Annotated in this window: 19 protein-coding genes and 1 other RNA gene; 11 read left to right on the forward strand and 9 right to left on the reverse strand. The window is 46.0% G+C overall.

All coding sequences use genetic code 11. The features are described from left to right. Positions 1 to 28 precede the first annotated feature (28 nt). The 4 genes from P364_RS0105965 to P364_RS0105980 form a co-directional block, all read right to left on the reverse strand. Positions 29 to 1,390, reverse strand: coding sequence for an MATE family efflux transporter (locus P364_RS0105965; RefSeq protein WP_029880761.1), 1,362 nt, complete (start codon positions 1,388 to 1,390; stop codon positions 29 to 31). Positions 1,391 to 1,598: 208 nt separating this feature from the next. After that, positions 1,599 to 2,780 (reverse strand): putative glycoside hydrolase, encoded by a 1,182-nt coding sequence (locus P364_RS0105970; RefSeq protein ID WP_024629235.1) that lies wholly within the window; start codon positions 2,778 to 2,780, stop codon positions 1,599 to 1,601. Between the two features lie 159 nt (positions 2,781 to 2,939). After that, the gene (locus tag P364_RS0105975; RefSeq protein ID WP_029880762.1) at positions 2,940 to 3,128 is read right to left on the reverse strand and encodes a hypothetical protein; all 189 of its coding nucleotides are present in this window, start codon (positions 3,126 to 3,128) and stop codon (positions 2,940 to 2,942) included. Between the two features lie 175 nt (positions 3,129 to 3,303). Next, the gene (locus P364_RS0105980) at positions 3,304 to 4,116 is read right to left on the reverse strand and encodes a YitT family protein (protein WP_373456223.1); all 813 of its coding nucleotides are present in this window, start codon (positions 4,114 to 4,116) and stop codon (positions 3,304 to 3,306) included. Between the two features lie 312 nt (positions 4,117 to 4,428). Between P364_RS0105980 and P364_RS0105985 the strand changes: the two genes are divergently transcribed. The 4 genes from P364_RS0105985 (at position 4,429) to P364_RS0105995 (ending at position 7,863) form a co-directional block, all read left to right on the forward strand. After that, positions 4,429 to 6,021 (forward strand): DEAD/DEAH box helicase, encoded by a 1,593-nt coding sequence (locus tag P364_RS0105985; RefSeq protein ID WP_024629237.1) that lies wholly within the window; start codon positions 4,429 to 4,431, stop codon positions 6,019 to 6,021. Positions 6,022 to 6,204: 183 nt separating this feature from the next. Next, a complete protein-coding gene (locus P364_RS0105990; RefSeq protein WP_024629238.1) occupies positions 6,205 to 7,041 on the forward strand; it encodes a YesL family protein in 837 nt (278 codons plus the stop codon). A 51-nt stretch (positions 7,042 to 7,092) separates the two neighbouring features. Continuing rightward, a non-coding RNA gene (gene ssrS, locus P364_RS36560) (6S RNA) lies at positions 7,093 to 7,284 on the forward strand. Between the two features lie 186 nt (positions 7,285 to 7,470). Beyond that, positions 7,471 to 7,863 (forward strand): DUF1499 domain-containing protein, encoded by a 393-nt coding sequence (locus P364_RS0105995; protein ID WP_024629239.1) that lies wholly within the window; start codon positions 7,471 to 7,473, stop codon positions 7,861 to 7,863. A gap of 72 nt (positions 7,864 to 7,935) precedes the next feature. Here the strand turns inward: P364_RS0105995 and tpx are convergent, their stop codons facing one another. Continuing rightward, on the reverse strand, positions 7,936 to 8,454 hold the full coding sequence (gene tpx, locus P364_RS0106000; protein ID WP_024629240.1) for a thiol peroxidase: 519 nt from the start codon (positions 8,452 to 8,454) through the stop codon (positions 7,936 to 7,938). A gap of 148 nt (positions 8,455 to 8,602) precedes the next feature. Here tpx and P364_RS0106005 point away from each other — a divergent pair, with 148 nt between their 5' ends. Beyond that, a complete protein-coding gene (locus P364_RS0106005; RefSeq protein ID WP_024629241.1) occupies positions 8,603 to 9,226 on the forward strand; it encodes a rhomboid family intramembrane serine protease in 624 nt (207 codons plus the stop codon). Between the two features lie 70 nt (positions 9,227 to 9,296). After that, positions 9,297 to 10,208, forward strand: coding sequence for a LysR family transcriptional regulator (locus P364_RS0106010; RefSeq protein ID WP_024629242.1), 912 nt, complete (start codon positions 9,297 to 9,299; stop codon positions 10,206 to 10,208). A gap of 32 nt (positions 10,209 to 10,240) precedes the next feature. Here the strand turns inward: P364_RS0106010 and P364_RS0106015 are convergent, their stop codons facing one another. Both P364_RS0106015 and P364_RS0106020 read right to left on the reverse strand, forming a co-directional pair. Further along, positions 10,241 to 10,921: a zinc metallopeptidase gene (locus P364_RS0106015; RefSeq protein WP_024629243.1), complete on the reverse strand. Its 681-nt coding sequence runs from the start codon at positions 10,919 to 10,921 to the stop codon at positions 10,241 to 10,243. 28 nt (positions 10,922 to 10,949) lie between these two features. After that, entirely contained in the window at positions 10,950 to 11,378 is a 429-nt protein-coding gene (locus P364_RS0106020; RefSeq protein WP_024629244.1) for a MerR family transcriptional regulator, read from the reverse strand. 354 nt (positions 11,379 to 11,732) lie between these two features. Here P364_RS0106020 and P364_RS0106025 point away from each other — a divergent pair, with 354 nt between their 5' ends. From P364_RS0106025 to P364_RS0106035, 3 genes are read left to right on the forward strand one after another with little or no spacing between them, the layout of a single operon-like run. Continuing rightward, positions 11,733 to 13,133 carry an ammonium transporter gene (locus P364_RS0106025; RefSeq protein ID WP_024629245.1) on the forward strand — a complete coding sequence of 467 codons (1,401 nt, stop codon included), beginning with the start codon at positions 11,733 to 11,735 and terminating at the stop codon, positions 13,131 to 13,133. 33 nt (positions 13,134 to 13,166) lie between these two features. Continuing rightward, the gene (locus P364_RS0106030; RefSeq protein ID WP_024629246.1) at positions 13,167 to 14,261 is read left to right on the forward strand and encodes a DUF294 nucleotidyltransferase-like domain-containing protein; all 1,095 of its coding nucleotides are present in this window, start codon (positions 13,167 to 13,169) and stop codon (positions 14,259 to 14,261) included. Then, entirely contained in the window at positions 14,258 to 14,995 is a 738-nt protein-coding gene (locus tag P364_RS0106035; RefSeq protein WP_024629247.1) for an exonuclease domain-containing protein, read from the forward strand. The genes P364_RS0106030 and P364_RS0106035 overlap by 4 nt, the downstream gene beginning before the upstream one ends. On the opposite strand, the gene P364_RS36055 is transcribed toward P364_RS0106035, so the two are convergent. Next, the gene (locus tag P364_RS36055; protein WP_024629248.1) at positions 14,981 to 15,469 is read right to left on the reverse strand and encodes a Mov34/MPN/PAD-1 family protein; all 489 of its coding nucleotides are present in this window, start codon (positions 15,467 to 15,469) and stop codon (positions 14,981 to 14,983) included. The genes P364_RS0106035 and P364_RS36055 overlap by 15 nt on opposite strands. A 196-nt stretch (positions 15,470 to 15,665) precedes the next feature. On the opposite strand from P364_RS36055, the gene P364_RS0106045 reads away from it, so the two are divergent. Further along, entirely contained in the window at positions 15,666 to 16,217 is a 552-nt protein-coding gene (locus P364_RS0106045) for a TlpA family protein disulfide reductase (RefSeq protein ID WP_024629249.1), read from the forward strand. Positions 16,218 to 16,295: 78 nt separating this feature from the next. On the opposite strand, the gene cimA is transcribed toward P364_RS0106045, so the two are convergent. After that, on the reverse strand, positions 16,296 to 17,915 hold the full coding sequence (cimA, locus tag P364_RS0106050; RefSeq protein ID WP_024629250.1) for a citramalate synthase: 1,620 nt from the start codon (positions 17,913 to 17,915) through the stop codon (positions 16,296 to 16,298). Positions 17,916 to 18,467: 552 nt separating this feature from the next. Here cimA and P364_RS0106060 point away from each other — a divergent pair. Beyond that, positions 18,468 to 19,772 carry a DNA polymerase IV gene (locus P364_RS0106060; protein WP_081717915.1) on the forward strand — a complete coding sequence of 435 codons (1,305 nt, stop codon included), beginning with the start codon at positions 18,468 to 18,470 and terminating at the stop codon, positions 19,770 to 19,772. The last annotated feature ends 83 nt before the right edge of the window (positions 19,773 to 19,855 follow it).

Here is a 19,855-nt window from a genome sequence, read left to right on the forward strand (position 1 = left end):
TTCTTAAGAGGGCTGTGCTCTTTGTTTTTTATTTATTTTCCGCCATATGTACCGAGGCTTGCTTCTGTACAAGGAACAATCTCCAGAGAAGCGCCGTTGCTCCAACCGCGAGGCCGGCAATGAGTCCAACCCAGTATCCAAAGGCGCCGAGTGAAGTATACGTAGCCGTAATGTAACCAACAGGCAGACCGATGATCCAATACGCGACAAACGTTATGATCAATGCAGGATTCACGTCCTTGTAACCCCGAAGCGCTCCCTGCGTTGGGGTGGCAATGGCATCAGAGATCTGAAAGAAGATGGCGTAGATCAGGAAATGCTGTGTCAATGCAATGACCTTGCGATCATTAGAGTACACGCCTGCAATCTGTTCCCCAAATACAATCAGTACTACAGCGGTGAGGAGAGATAGTGCAATGGCACCTCCGATGCCAAGCAGACTGTATTGCTTCGCATCTCTCACACGCCCTGCACCCGCCTCGTAGCCCACAAGAATCGTGAGAGCCATACATATACTCACAGGCAGCATATACAGCGTAGAAGCGAAATTCAGGGCCGCCTGATGGGCAGCAATTGTGATGGTATCGAATCGGCTCATCAGTAATGTGACTGCAGCAAAGATCGAGGTTTCAAAAAAAGTAGCAAATCCGATAGGAACACCAATCTTAAGCAGCTCTTTCCATTTGGGTAGTGAGACTTTGGGCATCTGCCGAAAGATGCCGTATTGGGCGAATGGCTCTATCCGATGTACAAAAAATAGACTGATAAGGAAGATGAGCCAATATGTACTTGCCGTAGCCACACCTGCTCCGACACCTCCCAGTTGGGGAAAGCCCCAGCGCCCGAAGATAAGTAAATAGTTCAGGAGGATGTTTACAGGCAATGAGACCAGTGTAATCATCATGGTAATACGCGTCTGGCCGAGTGCATCCATAAAGCTGCGCAACACCGTGTAGCCGAACAGGGGGATGACTCCAAAAGCCAAAGCACACAGGAAATAGAAGGCGACCTGGCCAACCCGAGGCTCCAAAGGCATTCCATTCAGGATAGGTTTAAGCAGCAATGCACCTGCAGCAAGGACGACGAATCCGACCGCCACGCCGAGATACAAGCCTTGAACGACGCTATGACCAATCTTGTCATTGCGCTTTGAACCAAGCAGGTGGGAGACGACAGGTGTGATCCCGATCAGTATACCGCTCAGTCCAGTTTGCACCGGCAGCCACAGACTTGTACCAATAGCCACACCCGCGAGATCTGCAGGTGAGAACTTGCCTGACATATTGGTGTCGAAAAACGACATGGCAGAGAGGGCAATTTGTGTGGTGAAGATGGGCAAAAATATAATCAGGAATTGCTTAACTTTCTGAGAAAAGCTGGTGGTGGTCATGTTCACTGGCAATGCCTCGCTATTCTAAAGAGTTATCACTAAACTGTCATGTACGGACAGCTATTTATTGTAGTGGATTTTGCCCCATTTGAACAGGGAGGGGATCATGGCTGGTGCGGAAAGTAAGGGTGAGAACACAGTAAAAAACCTCGCTCCGTACGGGACGGAACGAGGTCATTGGAATAAAGTGATCAAGAATAAGAGTGCATTATTTATAGTTTACATCTGGCGTATATCGGTTGGAGGCATTCCAGAGCAGGTACTCATCCACGTCCATGTCTTTCATCGCGCGAATCTGATCCTCGACTTGTTTTTTGCCGTATTTGATGTAATGTCCACTGCCTAGCCAGCTTGCTGTAAAGTCCTGAATCCATGGGCGGATAACGGGTTTGAGCTCCTTGGTTGGATCAAGTTTCTTATGTGTATCTTCCATGGAGCCTTTGATAGTCGCATATGGATTTTTGTCAGGGTCTTTCACACCGTACCAGCCGGTGGAGTAGTGACTTGGATAAACCATGGGCGAGATGACATCCACGTTTTGAGATATTTTCACAAAATCCTGTCCAATACCCTCAGCTGCGGGTACAGAGGCCGCGTAACCGAATATATCAACCGAGACTCGGACCCCCAGCGGTGCAAGCTCTTTGCGTGCATACTGCACGAATTCGGCTACGATGTCGACCCGGGACTTGTCGGATTTGGTGTATTTCAATGCGTCCGCACGTGTTTCAAAGCCTTCCGGGAACCGAACATAGTCGAACTGAATTTCCTTAAATCCCAATTTGGCAGCTTCTTTGGCAATCTCTATATTGTAATCCCATACTTCTTTACTGTAGGGATTTACGAAGCTGTCGCCTTTGCCGTTGGCCCATATGGAACCGTCTTTGTTGCGGAAAGAGAGCTCCGGATTTTTCTTGGCCAGAATCGTATCCTTGAATACGACAACTCGTGCAATCGGATAAACATCATGTTTTTGCAGGCGTTTCATCAGTGCATCCATATCACGGATAAAAGGTTGGGATTTGCCCATTTCCTGTAACGTCTTGTTCTCCGTAGGGTAGGTTATGTATCCGAGATCGTCCTTGATATCAATGACCATGGAATTGAGCTCCGTGTTATCCATCAGATCGAGCAATGATGTCATGCGTGCACCACCAGCGCTGTAGGCCGTTACATAGATGCCTTTGACGACGGGTGCATCGGGTTGTGGGTCAATTTTGGCAGGCGGGTTATCCGCATCAATAACGACCTGATCTTTTTGAGATTGGATAATGGCGGTGTTGAAACTGTTTGTTAATGATTGAAAAGGTTGATTCCCTTGATCTGCTGTAGCTGGTGTACCACTGAAGGTTCCCAAGGCCATAGCCATTAAAGCCCAAAACATATTCATTCATTTCCACTCCCCTATGTGCATTCCATGTTTGAATTATACAATAAAGCCTCTTGGCTTTTAACCATATTAATCAAGTAATGAAACAGATGGAAAAAATGAAAACCGCTTCCTGTTGAGGGTAACCCCACAAGAAGCGGCATGATCAATCTAAAAAAATTATTGAATGTAAATCTCATTTTGATGCTCACAAATACTGTACTGAATGATTTCCATTGCGTCTCCCTGTTCCAGGATGCCCAGCCCATCCCGGAGAACAATCAGTGAGTCGAGCTCATTCGGTTTCAAGAAAGGGAGCATTTCCGGGCACCATCTGTTGACGATTTCAAACAGTTTTACCGTTTCCATATCCACAATAATCACCCTTTCCTACTCGAATTCCAAAATGGTAAGTCATTCGGCGCGAATCGGAAAAGCACATGGTGCTGTGAAATTGAAGGGCACATCCTGCTATACAACATATTTAGGAGCCGTACACCGTTATTATACCACAATGTTTTGAATTGTTAACCGTACATCTGTCTCAACTTCGGCGGAAAGAGCCCATGACCCCAACTGTTTCCACAATATTAACAAAGGCGTTCGGGTCGGTTTCCTTGATAATTCGCTTGATTTCAACAAGCTCGTACCGAGTAGTCACTGTCATTAACATGTCCTTTTCAATGTCTGTGTATGCTCCCTGGGTCTTGATTTTGGTGACCCCGCGAGGGCGAATAAGCAATTTTTTCAACATCGCTTCGGTTTCATTTGTAATAATATACAATGTGACTTTCACATGGCTGATGTGAATCAGATCCAGCACTTTGCCCGTGATATAAATTGATACCATGGAGGCAAGAGCAATGTTCCAGTCATTATTTAGATAGCCAGCGAGCATAATAATAGTACCGTTCATCCCGGCCATCACCGTACCAATGGGGAAGTCGCGATTACGGGTGAAAATGGAACCGACGATGTCGAGCCCGCCCGTCGAGCCGCCAACCCTGAAGGAAACACCAGTGCCCAGTCCCACTAACACGCCGCCAAATACACAGCTCAGAAGGGGATCTGTTGCCACAGCAAAAACAGGCAGAAGCGCGATGAACCATGAAGTGGCTGCTACCGAGACAATACTTAATGTAATGAAGCGTCGTCCAAGAATAAACCAGCCTGCAACGAGCAGGGGGATGTTCAGAACAAAATACATGATACTAAGATTCAAATTTGTAAAATAGCCAAGAAGCATGGAAATACCGGATACCCCGCCGCTAAGAAGCTGATGAGGAACCAAAAACCAGTTGAAGCCGCAGGCAATAGCTGCAGCACCCAATACGATCACTAAAAAGTGCCAAACCATTTTGGGCAATTTAATCACCTCATTTATATTTAAAACCAGATTGCTGGTAATCTTGAATTGTTTTGTGATATAATGATTTGTGGATATTCTTGAGTAGGAAACTTTTTCCAAATGGAACGATAAAATTTGAAATGTTTCAAACACATGTATGTAGTTTTAGTCTTATGTTGGGGACCCATTCACGAATTATGTTCGTTTGTGAAAATAATTCGACTTGATGGGATAACCTATAAATATTAACGCTACTTAAGAATACAGACAACAAAGTGGATTGTCCACCATGTCCACCATATAGAAGGAGTATGAATAATTTTGACAAATTTAAATTTCACAGATTTCAATCTTGAACCACTGGTGCTGCAAGCGATCACCGAACTTGGTTTTGAAGAGGCAACCCCAATTCAATCCAAATCAATTCCTCTTGCTCTTGAAGGCAGAGACTTGATCGGTCAAGCTCAAACGGGTACTGGTAAAACTGCTGCATTTGGTATTCCATTGATCAGCAAAATATCCAAAAGCGATGAAAAAATCCGCGCCCTCATTATGGCACCTACACGTGAACTTGCGATTCAGGTTGCCGAAGAAATCGAAAAACTCACCCGCTTCAAAGGTTTGCGCTCCCTGCCAATTTACGGAGGACAAGATATCGTTCGTCAAATCCGTGCACTGAAAAGAAAACCACAGATCATCATTGGTACACCAGGACGTCTCCTGGACCATATCAACCGCAAAACAATCAAACTTGATGATGTACAAACTGTTGTATTGGATGAAGCAGATGAAATGCTCGACATGGGTTTCATGGAGGATATTCAATCCATCCTGAAACAAGTTCCAGACGAGCGCCAAACGATGCTGTTCTCAGCAACAATGCCTCCTAACATTCAAAAATTGGCTCAACAATTCTTGAACAACCCTGAGCACGTATCTGTGATCCCTAAACAAGTGGGTGCACCACTGATTGACCAAGCTTACATCGAAGTACCTGAGCGTCAAAAATTCGAAGCACTCAGCCGTTTGCTCGATATGGAATCTCCTGAACTGGCGATTGTATTCGGACGTACCAAACGTCGTGTTGACGAATTGGCTGAAGCTCTGCAAAAACGTGGATATTCTGCTGACGGTCTTCATGGTGACTTGTCGCAAAACCAACGTGATACAGTTATGCGTAAGTTCCGTGACGGCAGTATTGATGTACTCGTTGCAACAGACGTAGCTGCACGTGGTCTCGATGTATCCGGCGTAACTCACGTTGTGAACTTTGACCTTCCGCAAGATCCGGAAAGCTATGTTCACCGTATCGGTCGTACAGGCCGTGCAGGTAAAGAGGGTGCTGCTTTTTCTTTCGTTACACCGCGTGAGATCGATCACCTGCACTTTATTGAGCGAGTAACACGTCAGCGTATTCCACGCAAGCCACTGCCAACCATGGCTGAGGCTGTAGAAGGCAAACAACGCTTGACAGCTGAGCGTTTGCTCGAAATCGTACAATCTGGCGAGCTGAATGAATACAAAGGTATCGCGATTCAAATGCTGGAGCAATATGATTCTGTTCAACTGTTATCGGCTGCTCTGAAGCTCCTGACAGGTGACAAAAAAGATGCTCAAGTTGATTTGACTCCTGAAGATCCGATCCGTGCAAAACGTCGTAAACCGGATGTTCGCTCTGGCGGACGCAAACCATCGGGTTACAGCGGCAACCGCAGCAGTGGTGGTGGCGGTGGTTACAACCGTGATCGCAACAGCAGTGGCAGTGGTAGCGGCGGACGTGGTGGATATAACCGCGATCGTAACAGCAGTGGCAGTGCAAGTGGCAGCAGAGAAGGTGGTTACAACCGTGACCGCAAACCGCGTCCAAGCAACAACGAAGGACGTCGTCCTGCCAAAGATTCTTCTTTCGAATAATATATAAGTTTGAACTGGAAAATGGGGCAGGGCGACTGCTCCATTTTTTTATGTGCAGAATATGCCAAACCAGTGTACCACCGATCTGTTTTCGGGAAGTGCTGGCTTTTCCTATCTATAATAAGGTATATTAATATTATTAGACTTCAGGTTAGACGCAAGGCTGCGGAGGAGGAGAATTGTTTGGAATTTAAAGGAGCTATGGGTGGGATCTACCGACTTACAGAGTGGATTACGAGACTGGCCGCAACCAATCTGTTGTGGGCTATTTGTTCGTCTCCGTTCTTGTTTTTCTTGTTTATGAAAGTGCTCGTCATGCAGCAGAACCTCGCCAACGAATCACTTCAAATGAACTGGGCTATAGCCATTGTGGCACCGCTTACACTATTCCCGGCGACTTCGGCCCTGTTTACGGTCGTACGTAAATGGAATATGGGTGATACGGACGTGCCGATCTTCCGTACTTTCTTTGTAGGTTACAAAGAGAACTACAAACAGAGTTTAATCGGAGGTATCTTTTATACCTTGCTGTTTGCCATTATGTATCTGGATTACACAGTATACATGACACAATTCAAGAATATGCAGCTGGTCGGAATTATTATGCTCGTACTGTTGCTGCTGCTGTTTGTTTCTCTCTTTAACTTCTTCTCGATGGTTGTACATTACCATATGTCTATCGGATTGATTATCAAAAATGCGGTTCTGTTGACGCTGATTAGACCATTCCGTGTATTTTCCACGTTGCTGGGAAGTGGATTGTTGTTCTATATCGGTTTTCGTTATCCGGTCTTGTTCATCTTCTTTATCATTAGCATTGTTGCCTGGTTTGCTTTCTTCAACTTCTACGCAACCTTTAATAAGATGCAGGAGCAGATGGAGAAGATGCAGCTGAAGAAAGAAGAAGAGGAAGCCGCACAAGCCGCAGAACAGGCAGGAGACTCGGTTGAGACAGTAGGGACGGCTGAATCCTCTGAACCGAAGCCAACTGACGAAAAACACGATAATCTCCAAAAATAAAACATGAGCTGTCACCATTTACTTTTTACACAGTTAGGGATATAATAATTGTACATCCTGCGATGTACGTTTCGGTTATTCGTTGTTTTGAACCAATGATGATGTCTTCGGGAGATCAATACAGAATGTTGCTGAAACGCCCTGTCTATATGACATGGGGACTTCAAAAAACATTTTTGCGGCCACCCACCTGCCAAGCAGGTTCATAAGACAATGTAGCCGGACGGCATAGGCGGGTTTCTATTTTTATCATGTACAGCACCCTGACTTTTTCCTCTAATCCAGGAATTGCAGGGTGCTTTTTATTTGAATTTTTTTGTTGAATCGGCTGTATTTTGTTAAAAGTGTTGCTTGCCCTTTTGTTACTACATGAACAATGTTACACTAGTATACATAAATGGAACGGTTACATTCAAAGGAGGAAGGGTCTTGACCTTAAAGAGAACGCTCGTCGGTATCATCCGCAGCATGGAGGGAACCAGCGATCGAGCCAAGGATCCCAAATTAAAAACACGGTATTATAACTTATCCAAAGACAGAGCCTGGGAAGAAGTTTCTTCGACACTCAAAAAAATTCCGGGTTATAAAGTACTGCATGAAGTGCCTTCTGTGGGAGAGGTCATACTGGAGAAGCGGACTACCTTTGGACGGACGATGGATATTACGGTTTCCATTATATCGGTAAGTCCTGTACGCAGTGCGGTTGATATGTATTCGGCATCACGTGGTTCACTCGGAGACCTGGGTTCTAATTATCGCACAATCATGAACTTGTTCTCTGTATTGGATAAGAAGCTGAGCAAGTATAAGTCAAATGATTGAAATAGATGGTGAATAACAAAAAGCGAGAGAAGGTGAACCTTCCTCGCTTTTGTTCTGAACGTGAGCTACCTTTTACAGCAAGGCTTTTACAGCGGAAATCGCTTGCTCGAAGTTAGGGGAGTCTGTCATTTCAGGCAGATATTCCACATATGTAATTCGGTCTTCAGCATCCACCACGAAGATGGAGCGCATGTCCAATTGGAATTCTTTGATCAGAACACCATAGTCTTCACCGAATGAACGTGTTTTGTAATCAGACAGTGTTACGACGCGATCAACTCCGGCTGCTCCACACCAGCGTTCTTGTGCAAATGGAAGGTCAACGCTAACTGTCAATACGACAACGTTATCTCCGAGATCTCCAGCTTCAACATTGAAGCGGCGAGTTTGGGCATCGCATACGCCAGTATCCAGTGAAGGAACAACGCTGATTAATTTGATTTTACCTGCGAAGTCTTTCAGTGATGCATCTTCAACCAGGTTTTTGCTCAGTGTAAAATTGGGTGCTTGATCGCCCACTTTCAACTCGGGTCCGATCAATGTAATAGGGTTACCTTTAAAGGTGGCTGCGCCTGTACGTTCTTGTGCCATAATAATGTTCCTCCTTATAAGTTGGTGATCCGTGCCAAAATCCATTATAATCTTTTATGAAAGGCATTGTCCAATTCGGACGAAAGATCATTAGAATGGATCAGACTTGCAGGCCGATCTGAACAGGGTGGAGTGAAAGCAGAGACTTATGATATTTATAAGGTATGAGAACTGGAAAAGTTATTTGAAATTTTTCCCTTTGACGTCGATTATTTTAATAGCCAATGTTGTGATGTTTATTGTGTTAAGCCTGAACGGTGGTTCGACGAATAGCATGACGCTCCTTAAATTTGGGGCGCTCTCAAATCATGAACTATTCGCTGAGTGGTGGCGTTACATTACGTCGATGTTCCTGCATGCAGGCTTCAGTCATTTGTTGTTTAACAGCTTCGCTCTCATCGTATTTGCACCACCAATGGAACGACTGCTTGGGTCGGTGAGATATGGTGTGCTGTTCTTAGGTGGAGGCATTCTGGGCAACATTCTGGCTGTTGCATGGTATAACTCGGTTGGAGCGACAACAATCTCGGTAGGTGCTTCAGGCGCGATCTATGCAATCTATGGTGCGTTTCTGTATGTAGCGTTATTCCAGCGGACGATGATGGATGAAGCCTCACGTAAAACGTTGTATACACTGCTTGTATTCGGAATTATTTTTTCCTTTGCCATGTCAGGCATCAACTGGATGGCTCATTTGGGTGGGTTGTTAGGTGGATTCTTCATTTATGGACTTCTCATCCGCTTGTGGAAACCCCGGAGCTTTAAGCAGTAGTCGGATTGATCTGAAGACGGAATGCAATCAAGGATAAGTAGGGTATAGCAGATTGGAGAGATCAGGGGCAGTGGAATTAAGACAGTTGCATTACTTTTTGAAAGTGGCACAGAAGGAGCATGTTACGCAGGCGGCGGAGGAATTACATGTGGCGCAGTCTGCGGTGAGTCGTCAGATTCATCAGCTGGAGGAAGAACTGGGAGTAGACCTCTTTATGCAAAAAGGGCGAAATCTGCAGTTAACCGCAGTCGGACAGCTCTTTTGCAAACGAGTAGAAGGCATATTGAAAGATCTGGACAAGGCGGTCGGGGAGGTTCATGAGTTTCTTGACCCGGAGCATGGTGAAATTCGTATCGGTTTTCCTCACAGTCTCGGTATTCACTTGATTCCTTCGGTTGTAGCAGCGTTCCGTCAGCGTTATCCTAACGTCAAATTCAGATTCAAGCAAGGCATGTTCCCAACGCTCATTCGTGATGTGTTATCGGCTGAGGTGGATTTGGCATTTATATCTCCGTTCCCGGAGAAGCACGACCAGGTGGATGGTGACATTGTACTTACGGAAGAGCTGCATGCAATCCTTCCGCCGAATCATCCATTGGCCGGTGAGGAGAGTATTGCGTTAGAACAGCTCAAAGATGATAAATTTGTGTTATTCAGTAAAGGATATTCTCTGCGTCCGATTGTCTGGCATGCGTGTCTTGAAGCCGGGTTTACGCCCAAAATTGCTTTTGAGGGTGAAGAGACGGATACCATTCGCGGGCTGGTTGCGGCTGGCATGGGTGTAAGTTTGCTGCCGGAAATGGCGCTTTTCCAAACGAATCCGCTGCAGCCGGCGCATGTAGCCATTTCTCATCCGAAAGTGACGCGTACGATTGGGTTGATCCACCGTGCAGATGACAAGCTTCCACTTGTTGCGCAGTCATTTCGTTCATTCTTGCTTAATTATTTCGGTTTACAGCAAAACAATACCCCATCCGATTGACGGTGGGGTATTATTTTTGTTTTTGTATTCAATTAGTCACGGCTATTGAAAATTCCGATGTAACGAATCAGTTCAAGCAATGAGATTAGCGCTGCAGCAACGTAGGTCAATGCTGCGGCATTCAATACTTTGGCGACGCCTCGCTCTTCTTCATTCCGGATATAACCTTCCGATACCATAATCTCTCTTGCGCGGTTACTTGCATTGAATTCGACTGGCAAAGTAATAAGTTGGAACGCAACGGTTACCGAGAAGAAGATGATACCAATTCCGACAAGGTTCATTGCGTTAAAGATGAAACCGGCAATGAGCAAGAAAGGTGCAAGTCCGGATGCAAAGTTGACGATTGGGAAGATCCGGTGACGCAGTGCCAACATCGGATAATTTTCCTTATGCTGGATCGCATGGCCTACTTCGTGACACGCAACGGAGACAGCTGAGATAGAGTTTTCATAATATACAGGCTCAGACAACCTCACGACTCGATTAATCGGATCGTAGTGATCAGAGAGTGCTCCACGCACAGGCTCAATAGGAACGTCGTGCAGGCCGTTTGAGTCCAGCATGTGACGGGCAGCATCGTACCCAGTCATTCCATTCAGGTTTTTAACATCGGACCATCGGTTGAATGTACTCTTAACGCGAAATTGCGCCCATAAGGAGAGCAAAAAGGCGATAATGATCAAAACGAACATACCGTTATTAAAACTCATATTCATTCCTCCGCTTTCTAATAATAAGCTACATCATGGTGTTCTCAAGCAAGATTTTCAAGGCTTCCATCGTACCGGCACTTTTGGCGAGTAATCCAGCCATCATTTTGCGTGCTTGTACAGGTTTCATCTCGCCAAGCAATGGTTTAAGTTCATTCACCTCTCGCTCAAGCTGTTGCACGTGGAGCTCTAAGGTTGTCAATTTGCTGGCAACCTGCTCTTCCGTGCTCACCAGACTCCACTTCTCAAGAGACTGCTTAATCTCGTCGAGACTATATTTCTCTTGTTTCATCTGTACAATACGTTCAAGCCTGGTTAAAGTTTCATTACTATAGAGACGATAGTTTTTTTCTGTGCGCTCTTCAGGAGCGATGAGACCGAGCTTCGTGTAATAATCAATCGTCCGTTCACTCACACCTGCAGTTTTGGCAAGTTCGCCAATCCGAAACAATTTCATATCCCCAATGATATTCACCTCGCTTGCACATTCAAATGTAGGGAATTGTAGATTCCAGTTGCGGCTTTGCATAACCCGCCCAATTTTTTTCTTACTATTAGTTATGATACATGATCTTTAACCATACAGTCAAACGTTACGCTTTAGTGGCTTTTCAGCTGCGTTTCTATATCTATGTGCTTATGGGACATGATTATGTACTTAAGTGCAAGAAAAAGACGTATGACTTTATTCCCAGAAATATTTTTCAGTTTTGATGAAAATACTCTTGTCAACTTTCCTGTCTTCTGCTTATAATGGCATTAAGAGTTTCACGATATGTGAATAAACCTAACACAAGAGGGAGTGGGGTATATGAAAAAGAAATGGTTGGTGTCGGTGTTAATAATGCTCACGTTACTGGCTTTCCCGGTCAGCGCATTTGCAGCTGCGGAGGGGCCGACTAACATCGAACTTCAAAGCGGTCTGAACTCAGCCTTTACGTTTCTGGCTGTTGTGCTCGTTTTCCTGATGCAAGGGGGATTTGCTCTACTTGAAGCAGGTTCGACTCGAATGAAAAACGCAGGACACATTGCAGGAAAAACTATCCTGACATTGGGAATTTCGGTTATTGCCTTCTGGGCTCTGGGCTTCGGTCTTGGTTTCGGCAATGGTAACAGTTTCTTTGGAACAACCGGATTTTTCCTGAGTGGGGACGGAATGGCTGCTTCGTTCGAATCACTGGCCTTCTCTGATGTTCCGCTAACAATCAAATTTGTATTCCACCTTGCCTTTGCAGCGGTATCCCTGGCCATTGCCTGCGGTGGTATGGCAGAGCGTGCAAAGATGAGTGTATATATCGTTTTCGGTACGCTGTATACCATTATTATGTATCCGGTTGTTGCTCACTGGGTATGGGGCGGCGGCTGGTTGGCTGAGCTTGGTATGCAAGATTTTGCAGGCTCCACAGTTGTCCACTTGACGGGTGCAACTGCTGCACTGGTAGCAACGATCCTGTTGAAGCCGCGTATCGGCAAGTATAACAAAGATGGTAAACCTAACATTATTCCAGGTCATAACCAGGTTTACTCCGTACTGGGTGTAATTATCCTCTGGATCGGCTGGTTCGGTTTCAACCCAGGTAGTACATTATCTGCTATGGGTGATGGATTCTTCGGTTATGTGGCATTAACTACAAACGTAGCTGCGGCTGCGGGTGGTGTTGCTGCACTGTTAATCTCATGGGCTGTATTGGGTAAATCCGATATTCCTAGCATGCTGAATGGTGTGCTCGCGGCACTGGTTGCCATCACAGGTGCTTGTGCTTTCGTTGAACCATGGGCAGCTCTGGTTATTGGTGCTCTGGCTGGTATTATCACATTCTTCACAGCTCAATACTTTGAGCGCAAAGGAATTGACGATCCAATCTATGCTTTCTCTGTACACGGTATTGCCGGTATGTGGGGAGCAATCTCCACAGGTTTGTTCGCAACACCGGAACTTGCTGAGAATGCAGGCGTAGGTCAAGCGGGTCTGTTCTATGGCGGTGGTTTCCACCAACTGGGTGTTCAGCTTTTGGGTCTGGCAGGTGCATTTGCCTTCGTACTGATCATGTCCTTCATTATTCTCGGTGGTATGAAAGCTGTCATGGGAATCCGTGTAACGGAAGAAGAAGAGACGATGGGTCTGGATTTAAGTGAGCATGGAACTTACGGGTACCCTGAACAAATGAAAAATGGTGAAACGAAATCCAATGGCGGTACGTTCAGCTCCTAAGAGGAATGATTGCTGAATCATGCTTCAAGGAGGCTGGACATGATGGAACCCATCCCGTATATAAATCAATCCTGGTCCTATCAGGGAATAGATGGTGCGGCATCTTCTCAAGAACTGCGCCAGGCACGTGTTATATTGCAGAATGAGCTCCTGGAACTGTTGTCCGCTTCCTTGTCGCCGATTGAATGGTACCAGACGGTAAATGAACTGCATGACCGGGTTGCTCGGCGCGCAGTAGAGTTATGCATCCAGGGGATGGTAGAGGAAGGCCTAGGCCGACCTCCCGTCCCCTATGCCTTTATCGTTTTTGGCAGTTCCGGCAGGCAGGAAGCGACGTTATGGAGTGATCAGGACAATGGCATGATAATCAGCGATACCCCGCATGAGGATAAAGAAACATATTTTGCCGAACTCGGACTTCGAATGACCGATATGCTGGAGGAACTAGGCTATGCCAAATGTGAAGGCAAAGTGATGTGTTCTGAGTCTTTATGGAGGAAAACGCTGGAATCATGGAAGGAACAACTGAAAGCATGGGGATCGGATCTGTCATGGGAGCCGGTTCGCAATTTGATTATCGCTTCAGACATGCGTTTTGTTGCGGGTGAGCCTGAGCTGGCGGAGGAATGGATTTCTGCGTTTTATGAAGGGTTCAGGTCAGTTCCTGAGCTTTCCGATGCCGTGCTGCGTAATACCGTTAAACACAAGGCGACACTCAACATCCTCGGACGGGTAGTGACCGAACGATTCGGTGAACATGCAGGTGGGTTTGATGTGAAATACGGCTTGTATATTCCACTGGTGAACAGTGCGCGTTTTCTGGCTTTGCAGCATGGTATCAAGGAAACATCCACGCTCAAGCGAATTCAGAGGTTGGTTTCGCTTGAAGCAGTTCCGCTTACTTTGCTGGATGCAGCTCAGCGTGCATTTATGACAGCTTTGAGGCTCCGACGCAGTACACCTATTGTGATTAAACATGGATTGCAGCATAGCGGTGGTTTCCTGAATGAGAAACAGTTGAAGGAAAAACAAATGCTTTATGAGCTCCGGGATACGTTAGGGTTGGTGCGGCGAGTACATCGTGCGCTGCAAAGACAACTTCGGTTTGCAGAAAGGAGACGTCCATGAGAGAGCCGGCAAGGGGCAATACTGGATTCTGGAATTCGCTGCGCCAGGGAGGGGTTCCTTCCGCCATCGCTTCCATAATGGGAGCCCCTACGGCGCAACATATGGCGTTTATCCGTTCGATGATGAGAGAACAGCGCAGACCCGAGGTGCTGCACACGCCCTTGAACGAGTTGAATGCGGTCGTATTTGATCTGGAAACGACAGGCTTCTCTCCCCAGCATGGGGATGAGATTCTTTCCTTTGGGGCGGTGCGCATTCATGGCGGTGTCATGCTGGAGAATGAGCAGTTCTATACGTTGGTTCAGTCCAAAGTTACCGTTCCGGAACACATTACCGAATTAACAGGAATTACACAGGAAATGACGCTGGAAGCTCCGTCGCTGCTGGAAGGCTTGCATGATTTCATGTCTTTTGTTGGCGGGAGTGTACTGGTTGCTCATGCAAGCGCGCATGACCGGGCTTTTCTGAATGCGGCCTTATGGCGGACATCCAAAGTAAGGCTCACGCACCGGCTCATTGATACGATGATGCTGGCGCGTTGGCTTGAACCGAGCAGAACAGGCTATGGGCTGGATGAATTGCTGGAATCCAGAGGCATTCCAATCTATGGACGCCATCACGCCTTGGAGGATGCCAAAATGACTGCACAATTATGGTCCTGTTATCTGGAGGATATGACTCATCAAAAGGTAAACACATTGGGCGATCTGTACACCCAGTTAAGTCACGCATAGCTGGGCGGCCTGTAAGCTGTAAGAATGGACATGGGCCATTCCAATGGATGAATCAGGACCTGTGTGGATCTGATAACCGTTTAGAAGCATCTTTGGTTGTGATTCAGCATTAAGGTCAGGCGACCCGATAAGATATACCTGGAGTAATCCGGCGAAAATCGGTAGGTTACGCAGATCCTCGTTGGAAGGAATGGGCGTGGTTCGGGGGTGGGAGTGAAAGAGTCCGATTAATTGTGGCTCATTGAACACACAACGAATCCAGTCTGCATCATCCAGCGAGAAATGGTGCAGCGGGTCAGGCGCTACGTTACGAATCGGCTGAAACCGACTGATTCGTATGCCGCCCGCTGCGGCTTCACCCAGCACAACCCCGCAGGCTTCCATTGGCAGCGATGCGAACATATGCTTAGACATTTCTTGCTCTACGGAGCGGGGGATGTAGAAGCTGTTCTGCTGCTCGTGAAGTGCTGCCATTTGTATTCACCCCTCTCTCTTTGGCTCCTGCTTCGGCAGGAGTCCTTTTTTAATTTTATTTTGTTTAACCCGGATTGTAAAATTTTAAAGGAACAGGGTACAATATGAAAGAACGCATTTGGATTAAGTCCAAAAAAGCGTTACCATCTGCTGCATTTGCGTTAGATGTGCTGATCAAATAAAAGGGTGGCTGGCCATGAAACGAAACATATACATACTGCTGGGTGTTGTATTGCTTGTGGGCATTGCTTTGGCTCAAAATGCAGACAACGGAATTGCAGCCGTGTTTAAGCAAGAGGAGCCGATGCCCACAGAGACGGGGCCAAAGGCGGGTTTACTGGCACCAGCCTTCTCTTTGCACGCCATGGATGGGAAAACCTACTCTGTAGACGGAGCCAAGGAAAAGGCCATCTTCGTCAGTTTCTGGGCATCCTGGTGTGAACCGTGCAAGCAGGAGGCTCCTGAGCTTAATACATTGGCAGCAAAATACAAAGACAAACTGGATCTGTACGGTGTGAATGTAACCACGTACGATAAAATCAGGGATGCCAAAGCCTTTGTGGATGAATACAAACTGACGTTCCCTATTTTGCTTGATGAAGACGGAACAGCATATGCCAAATATAACGGTATCGCTTTTCCGACGAATGTACTGATTGACTCCAGAGGTGTCATTCAGGAAATTATCCTGGGGATTCTGCCAGAAAAAGAGCTGGAGCGCAAAATTAAGGAATTAATTGCGAATTAGCCAAGCGAGAAGCAAAAGCGCCCGTCTTCCAATGTTTATTGGAGACAGGCGCTTCTTTTATTTTCCGGGAAATATGCATTAATGGTTGCTTAGTCCGTGAGCAGGTATGTTGACTACATCAGGCTCGTGCTGCAATTTTTCCTGAAGAAGGGCATAACGGAAACTGTGTACAAGTGCTTCCCAGCTCGCTTCAATCACGTTCTCGGATACACCGACCGTATTCCACGTGTTTTCGGTGTTTTTGGATTCAATTAATACACGAACCTTCGCTGCGGTAGCGTCTTTTTCATCCAAAACACGTACTTTATAGTCGGAGAGATGCATGTTGGCAAGGGAAGGGAAGTATTGCACAAGGGCTTTACGAAGTGCGTTATCCAGTGCATTGACTGGACCATTGCCTTCAGCCGCAGTATAAGCACTTGTCCCGCCTACGTTAAGTTTAACAAAGGCTTCCGAAACAACAGACTTTCCAGCCACTTTTTCAACAAGCATCTTGAACGATTCAAAGGTAAACAATTCTTTCATGTCACCGTTGGCTTCACGAATCAACAATTCAAGCGAGGCATCGGCGCCTTCGAACTGATAACCCTGATGTTCCAGATCTTTGATCTTCTCAATGATCTGACGTGAATTGGCACTGCTCGGATCGAATTCAAGACCCAGTTCCTGTGCTTTGGACACGATGTTGCTTTGTCCTGCCAGTTCGGAGACGAGTACACGCTGTTTGTTCCCTACAAGCTCGGGCGCGATATGTTCGTAGGTTCGCGAATCACGCAATATAGCTGAGACGTGGATGCCACCCTTGTGGGCGAAAGCTGCATTTCCGACATATGGCTGATTGATCGGCATATTTACATTGGCAATCTCGCTAACGTAACGGGCCACATTTGTGAGTTGTCGCATCGAATCCTCAGACACGCATTCATATCCAAGCTTCAGTTGCAAATTAGGGATAATGGAAGCGAGGTTGGCGTTACCGCATCTCTCTCCATAACCGTTCATTGTACCCTGGACCTGTCTGGCCCCAGCTTGTACAGCGCTTAACGTATTGGCGACAGCAAGTTCACAATCATTATGTGTATGAATACCCAATTGAGCTTGTGGAAGGCGCCCAGCCAGTGTGGATACGATCTCATATACTTCATGTGGCATCGTTCCGCCATTGGTATCGCACATCACAAGCCAGTCCGCTCCGGCTTCATGGGCTTTGGTCAGCACGGCCTGTGCATAATCCGGGTTGTGCTTGAATCCGTCGAAGAAATGCTCTGCATCAAAGATGACTTCCATGCCGTTTTGTTTCAGGTAGGCAATAGAATCGTAGATCATGGACAGGTTTTCTTCCAAAGTGGTTTGCAAAGCTGTGTGCACGTGAAAATCCCATGATTTACCAACCAGCGTCGCTGCCTGAGCACCTGATTCAATCATGCGCTTCAAATTGGCGTCTTCACTCGCGATGCTGCCTTTACGACGCGTGCTGCCAAAAGCGACAATTTTGGCATTCAGGTTCAATTCCTTGACTCTTTTGAAAAACTCAATGTCCTTGGTGTTACTGCCGGGAATTCCGCCTTCAATATAATGAGCACCGAGGTCATCAAGCTTCTTGGCAATTTTGAGCTTGTCATCTGCCGATAAGCTGACTCCCTCCCCTTGTGTGCCGTCACGTAAAGTCGTATCGAAGATGGAGATGGCCTTTGACATGAAGATCCTCCTTTAAGATGAAGCGCTTTTTTTAGAAAGTTTAATGGTGTGTTTGAAAAAAAACGGTTGATCATATGGGTGACGAATCCTTCGATTCTGTAACGCTACACTGTATTAAATTCAAAGTGTAGATTTGTCCTAAAATCGTGAATTTGTATAATTAATTATTATAGCACCATTATCGCCAAATGCTACATCGAATTCACCATTTGGTGTAACAAATGATGGATTGTAGAGTAGAGTGTGTTGTAAACAGTAGTCTTGTAATATGTTATGCTTCATCTATATGCAGCTATTCCGGGATTGAATATGGATTCTAAATTTGCTCTGCATAAATGGAGGGAAGAGGATGACTATTGTCTGGGAGAATATAATCATTTCTTTCATTTTGATCGCTATTATGGTCGTTGCCGTGTGGGGTGTCATTCGAATGATCGTTAAATCTCTTCGAAAATAAGGGGATATGAATGATATTTACATAAGGTATTTTGATATAATAGATAAGAGAATGTTTTTCGAGGAATAGTGTATAAGAAAGGGCGGTGGTAGATCATGTCTTTAGACCAAACGAATAATAACATGAACGTAGATCGATATTATCCTGCCGCCGGACGAGTGATACTGCATGTCGATATGAATGCTTTTTATTGTTCTGTACATGAAGCTGAGGAACCGGAATTATATAGAGGAAAAGCGACCGCCGTTGCTGGCAGCAGTGAAGTGCGCAAAGGCGTCATTGTAACTTGTTCGTACACAGCTCGCAGAAGGGGCATCTCCACAGGCATGGTCGTTCATCAAGCGCTGAAGAAGTGTCCTGACTTAATAGTGATTCGACCGGATTTTCATTTGTATCGAAGGTATTCGAGAGAATTCATGAAAATAGCTTACAGTTATACGCCGCTGCTCGAAGCGACCTCGATCGATGAATGTTACCTCGATATTACAGGGTCCAAACAGTTCGGTACACCGCTGGAAATTGCAGAGAGTATTCAGAACCGAATCCGGGATGAATTGGGGATGCCTTGTTCAATCGGAATCGCACCCAACAAGCTGCTTGCCAAGATGGCCTCTGATTTGAAAAAGCCTAATGGCATTTCGATTTTGCGGATGAGAGATGTGCCTCAGATTTTATGGCATAGACCGTGTAACGAGATGTTTGGCATTGGTAAAAAAACAGCCGAAAAGCTGAAGAAGCTGGGCATTGAAACGATAGGACAGTTGGCCAAATCAGACGAGCGGATGTTAACCGATGTGTTTGGAATCAATGGCTCTTGGTTAAAAAATTCAGCAAACGGCATTAATCATTCAGCAGTTCAGGCTGAACGTGAAGCAAACAAATCGATTGGACACACGACAACGTTACCTGCGGATATATCTGAAATGGATGATGTGCATCGGGTGTTACTGAATATAAGTGACCAGGTTGCGAGACGGTTGCGCAAGCACGAAATGCTCAGTCAGGGCATTCAGATTACGATTCGTACACCGGATATGAAGACCATTACGAGATCACGCATGATGGAAGTGCCTACTGAAGATGCGTCGGTCATATACCGGGAAGCCTGTGCTTTGTTTGCGAAACATTGGGGCGGGGGCAAGCCGGTTCGTATGCTGGGAGTAACCCTTCAAACGCTAATCCCGCGCGAGGAGTCGGCGATACAGCTTGATCTGTTTGAATATGAGCAGAAGCCGAAGAAGGAAAACCTGATTCGCATTATGGATCAATTACGTGACAAATTTGGCGAAAATGCAATCGTTACAGCTGGAATGCTGGGGGATGATCCTTCCGTATTACTACGCAATCATAAAGTGCGGGGAACTTCGCTGCAAAAAGATAATTTGCAAAGTCTTGATTAAATAGGGCATAATGGAGTCTTGAGGCTGTTAAAATGATTTGTAATAACTCTTACTTTGTATTAATATGTTTCTAGATAAAAATA

It is taken from the genome of Paenibacillus sp. MAEPY2, assembly GCF_000499205.1.
GTDB classification, from domain to species: domain Bacteria; phylum Bacillota; class Bacilli; order Paenibacillales; family Paenibacillaceae; genus Paenibacillus; species Paenibacillus vandeheii.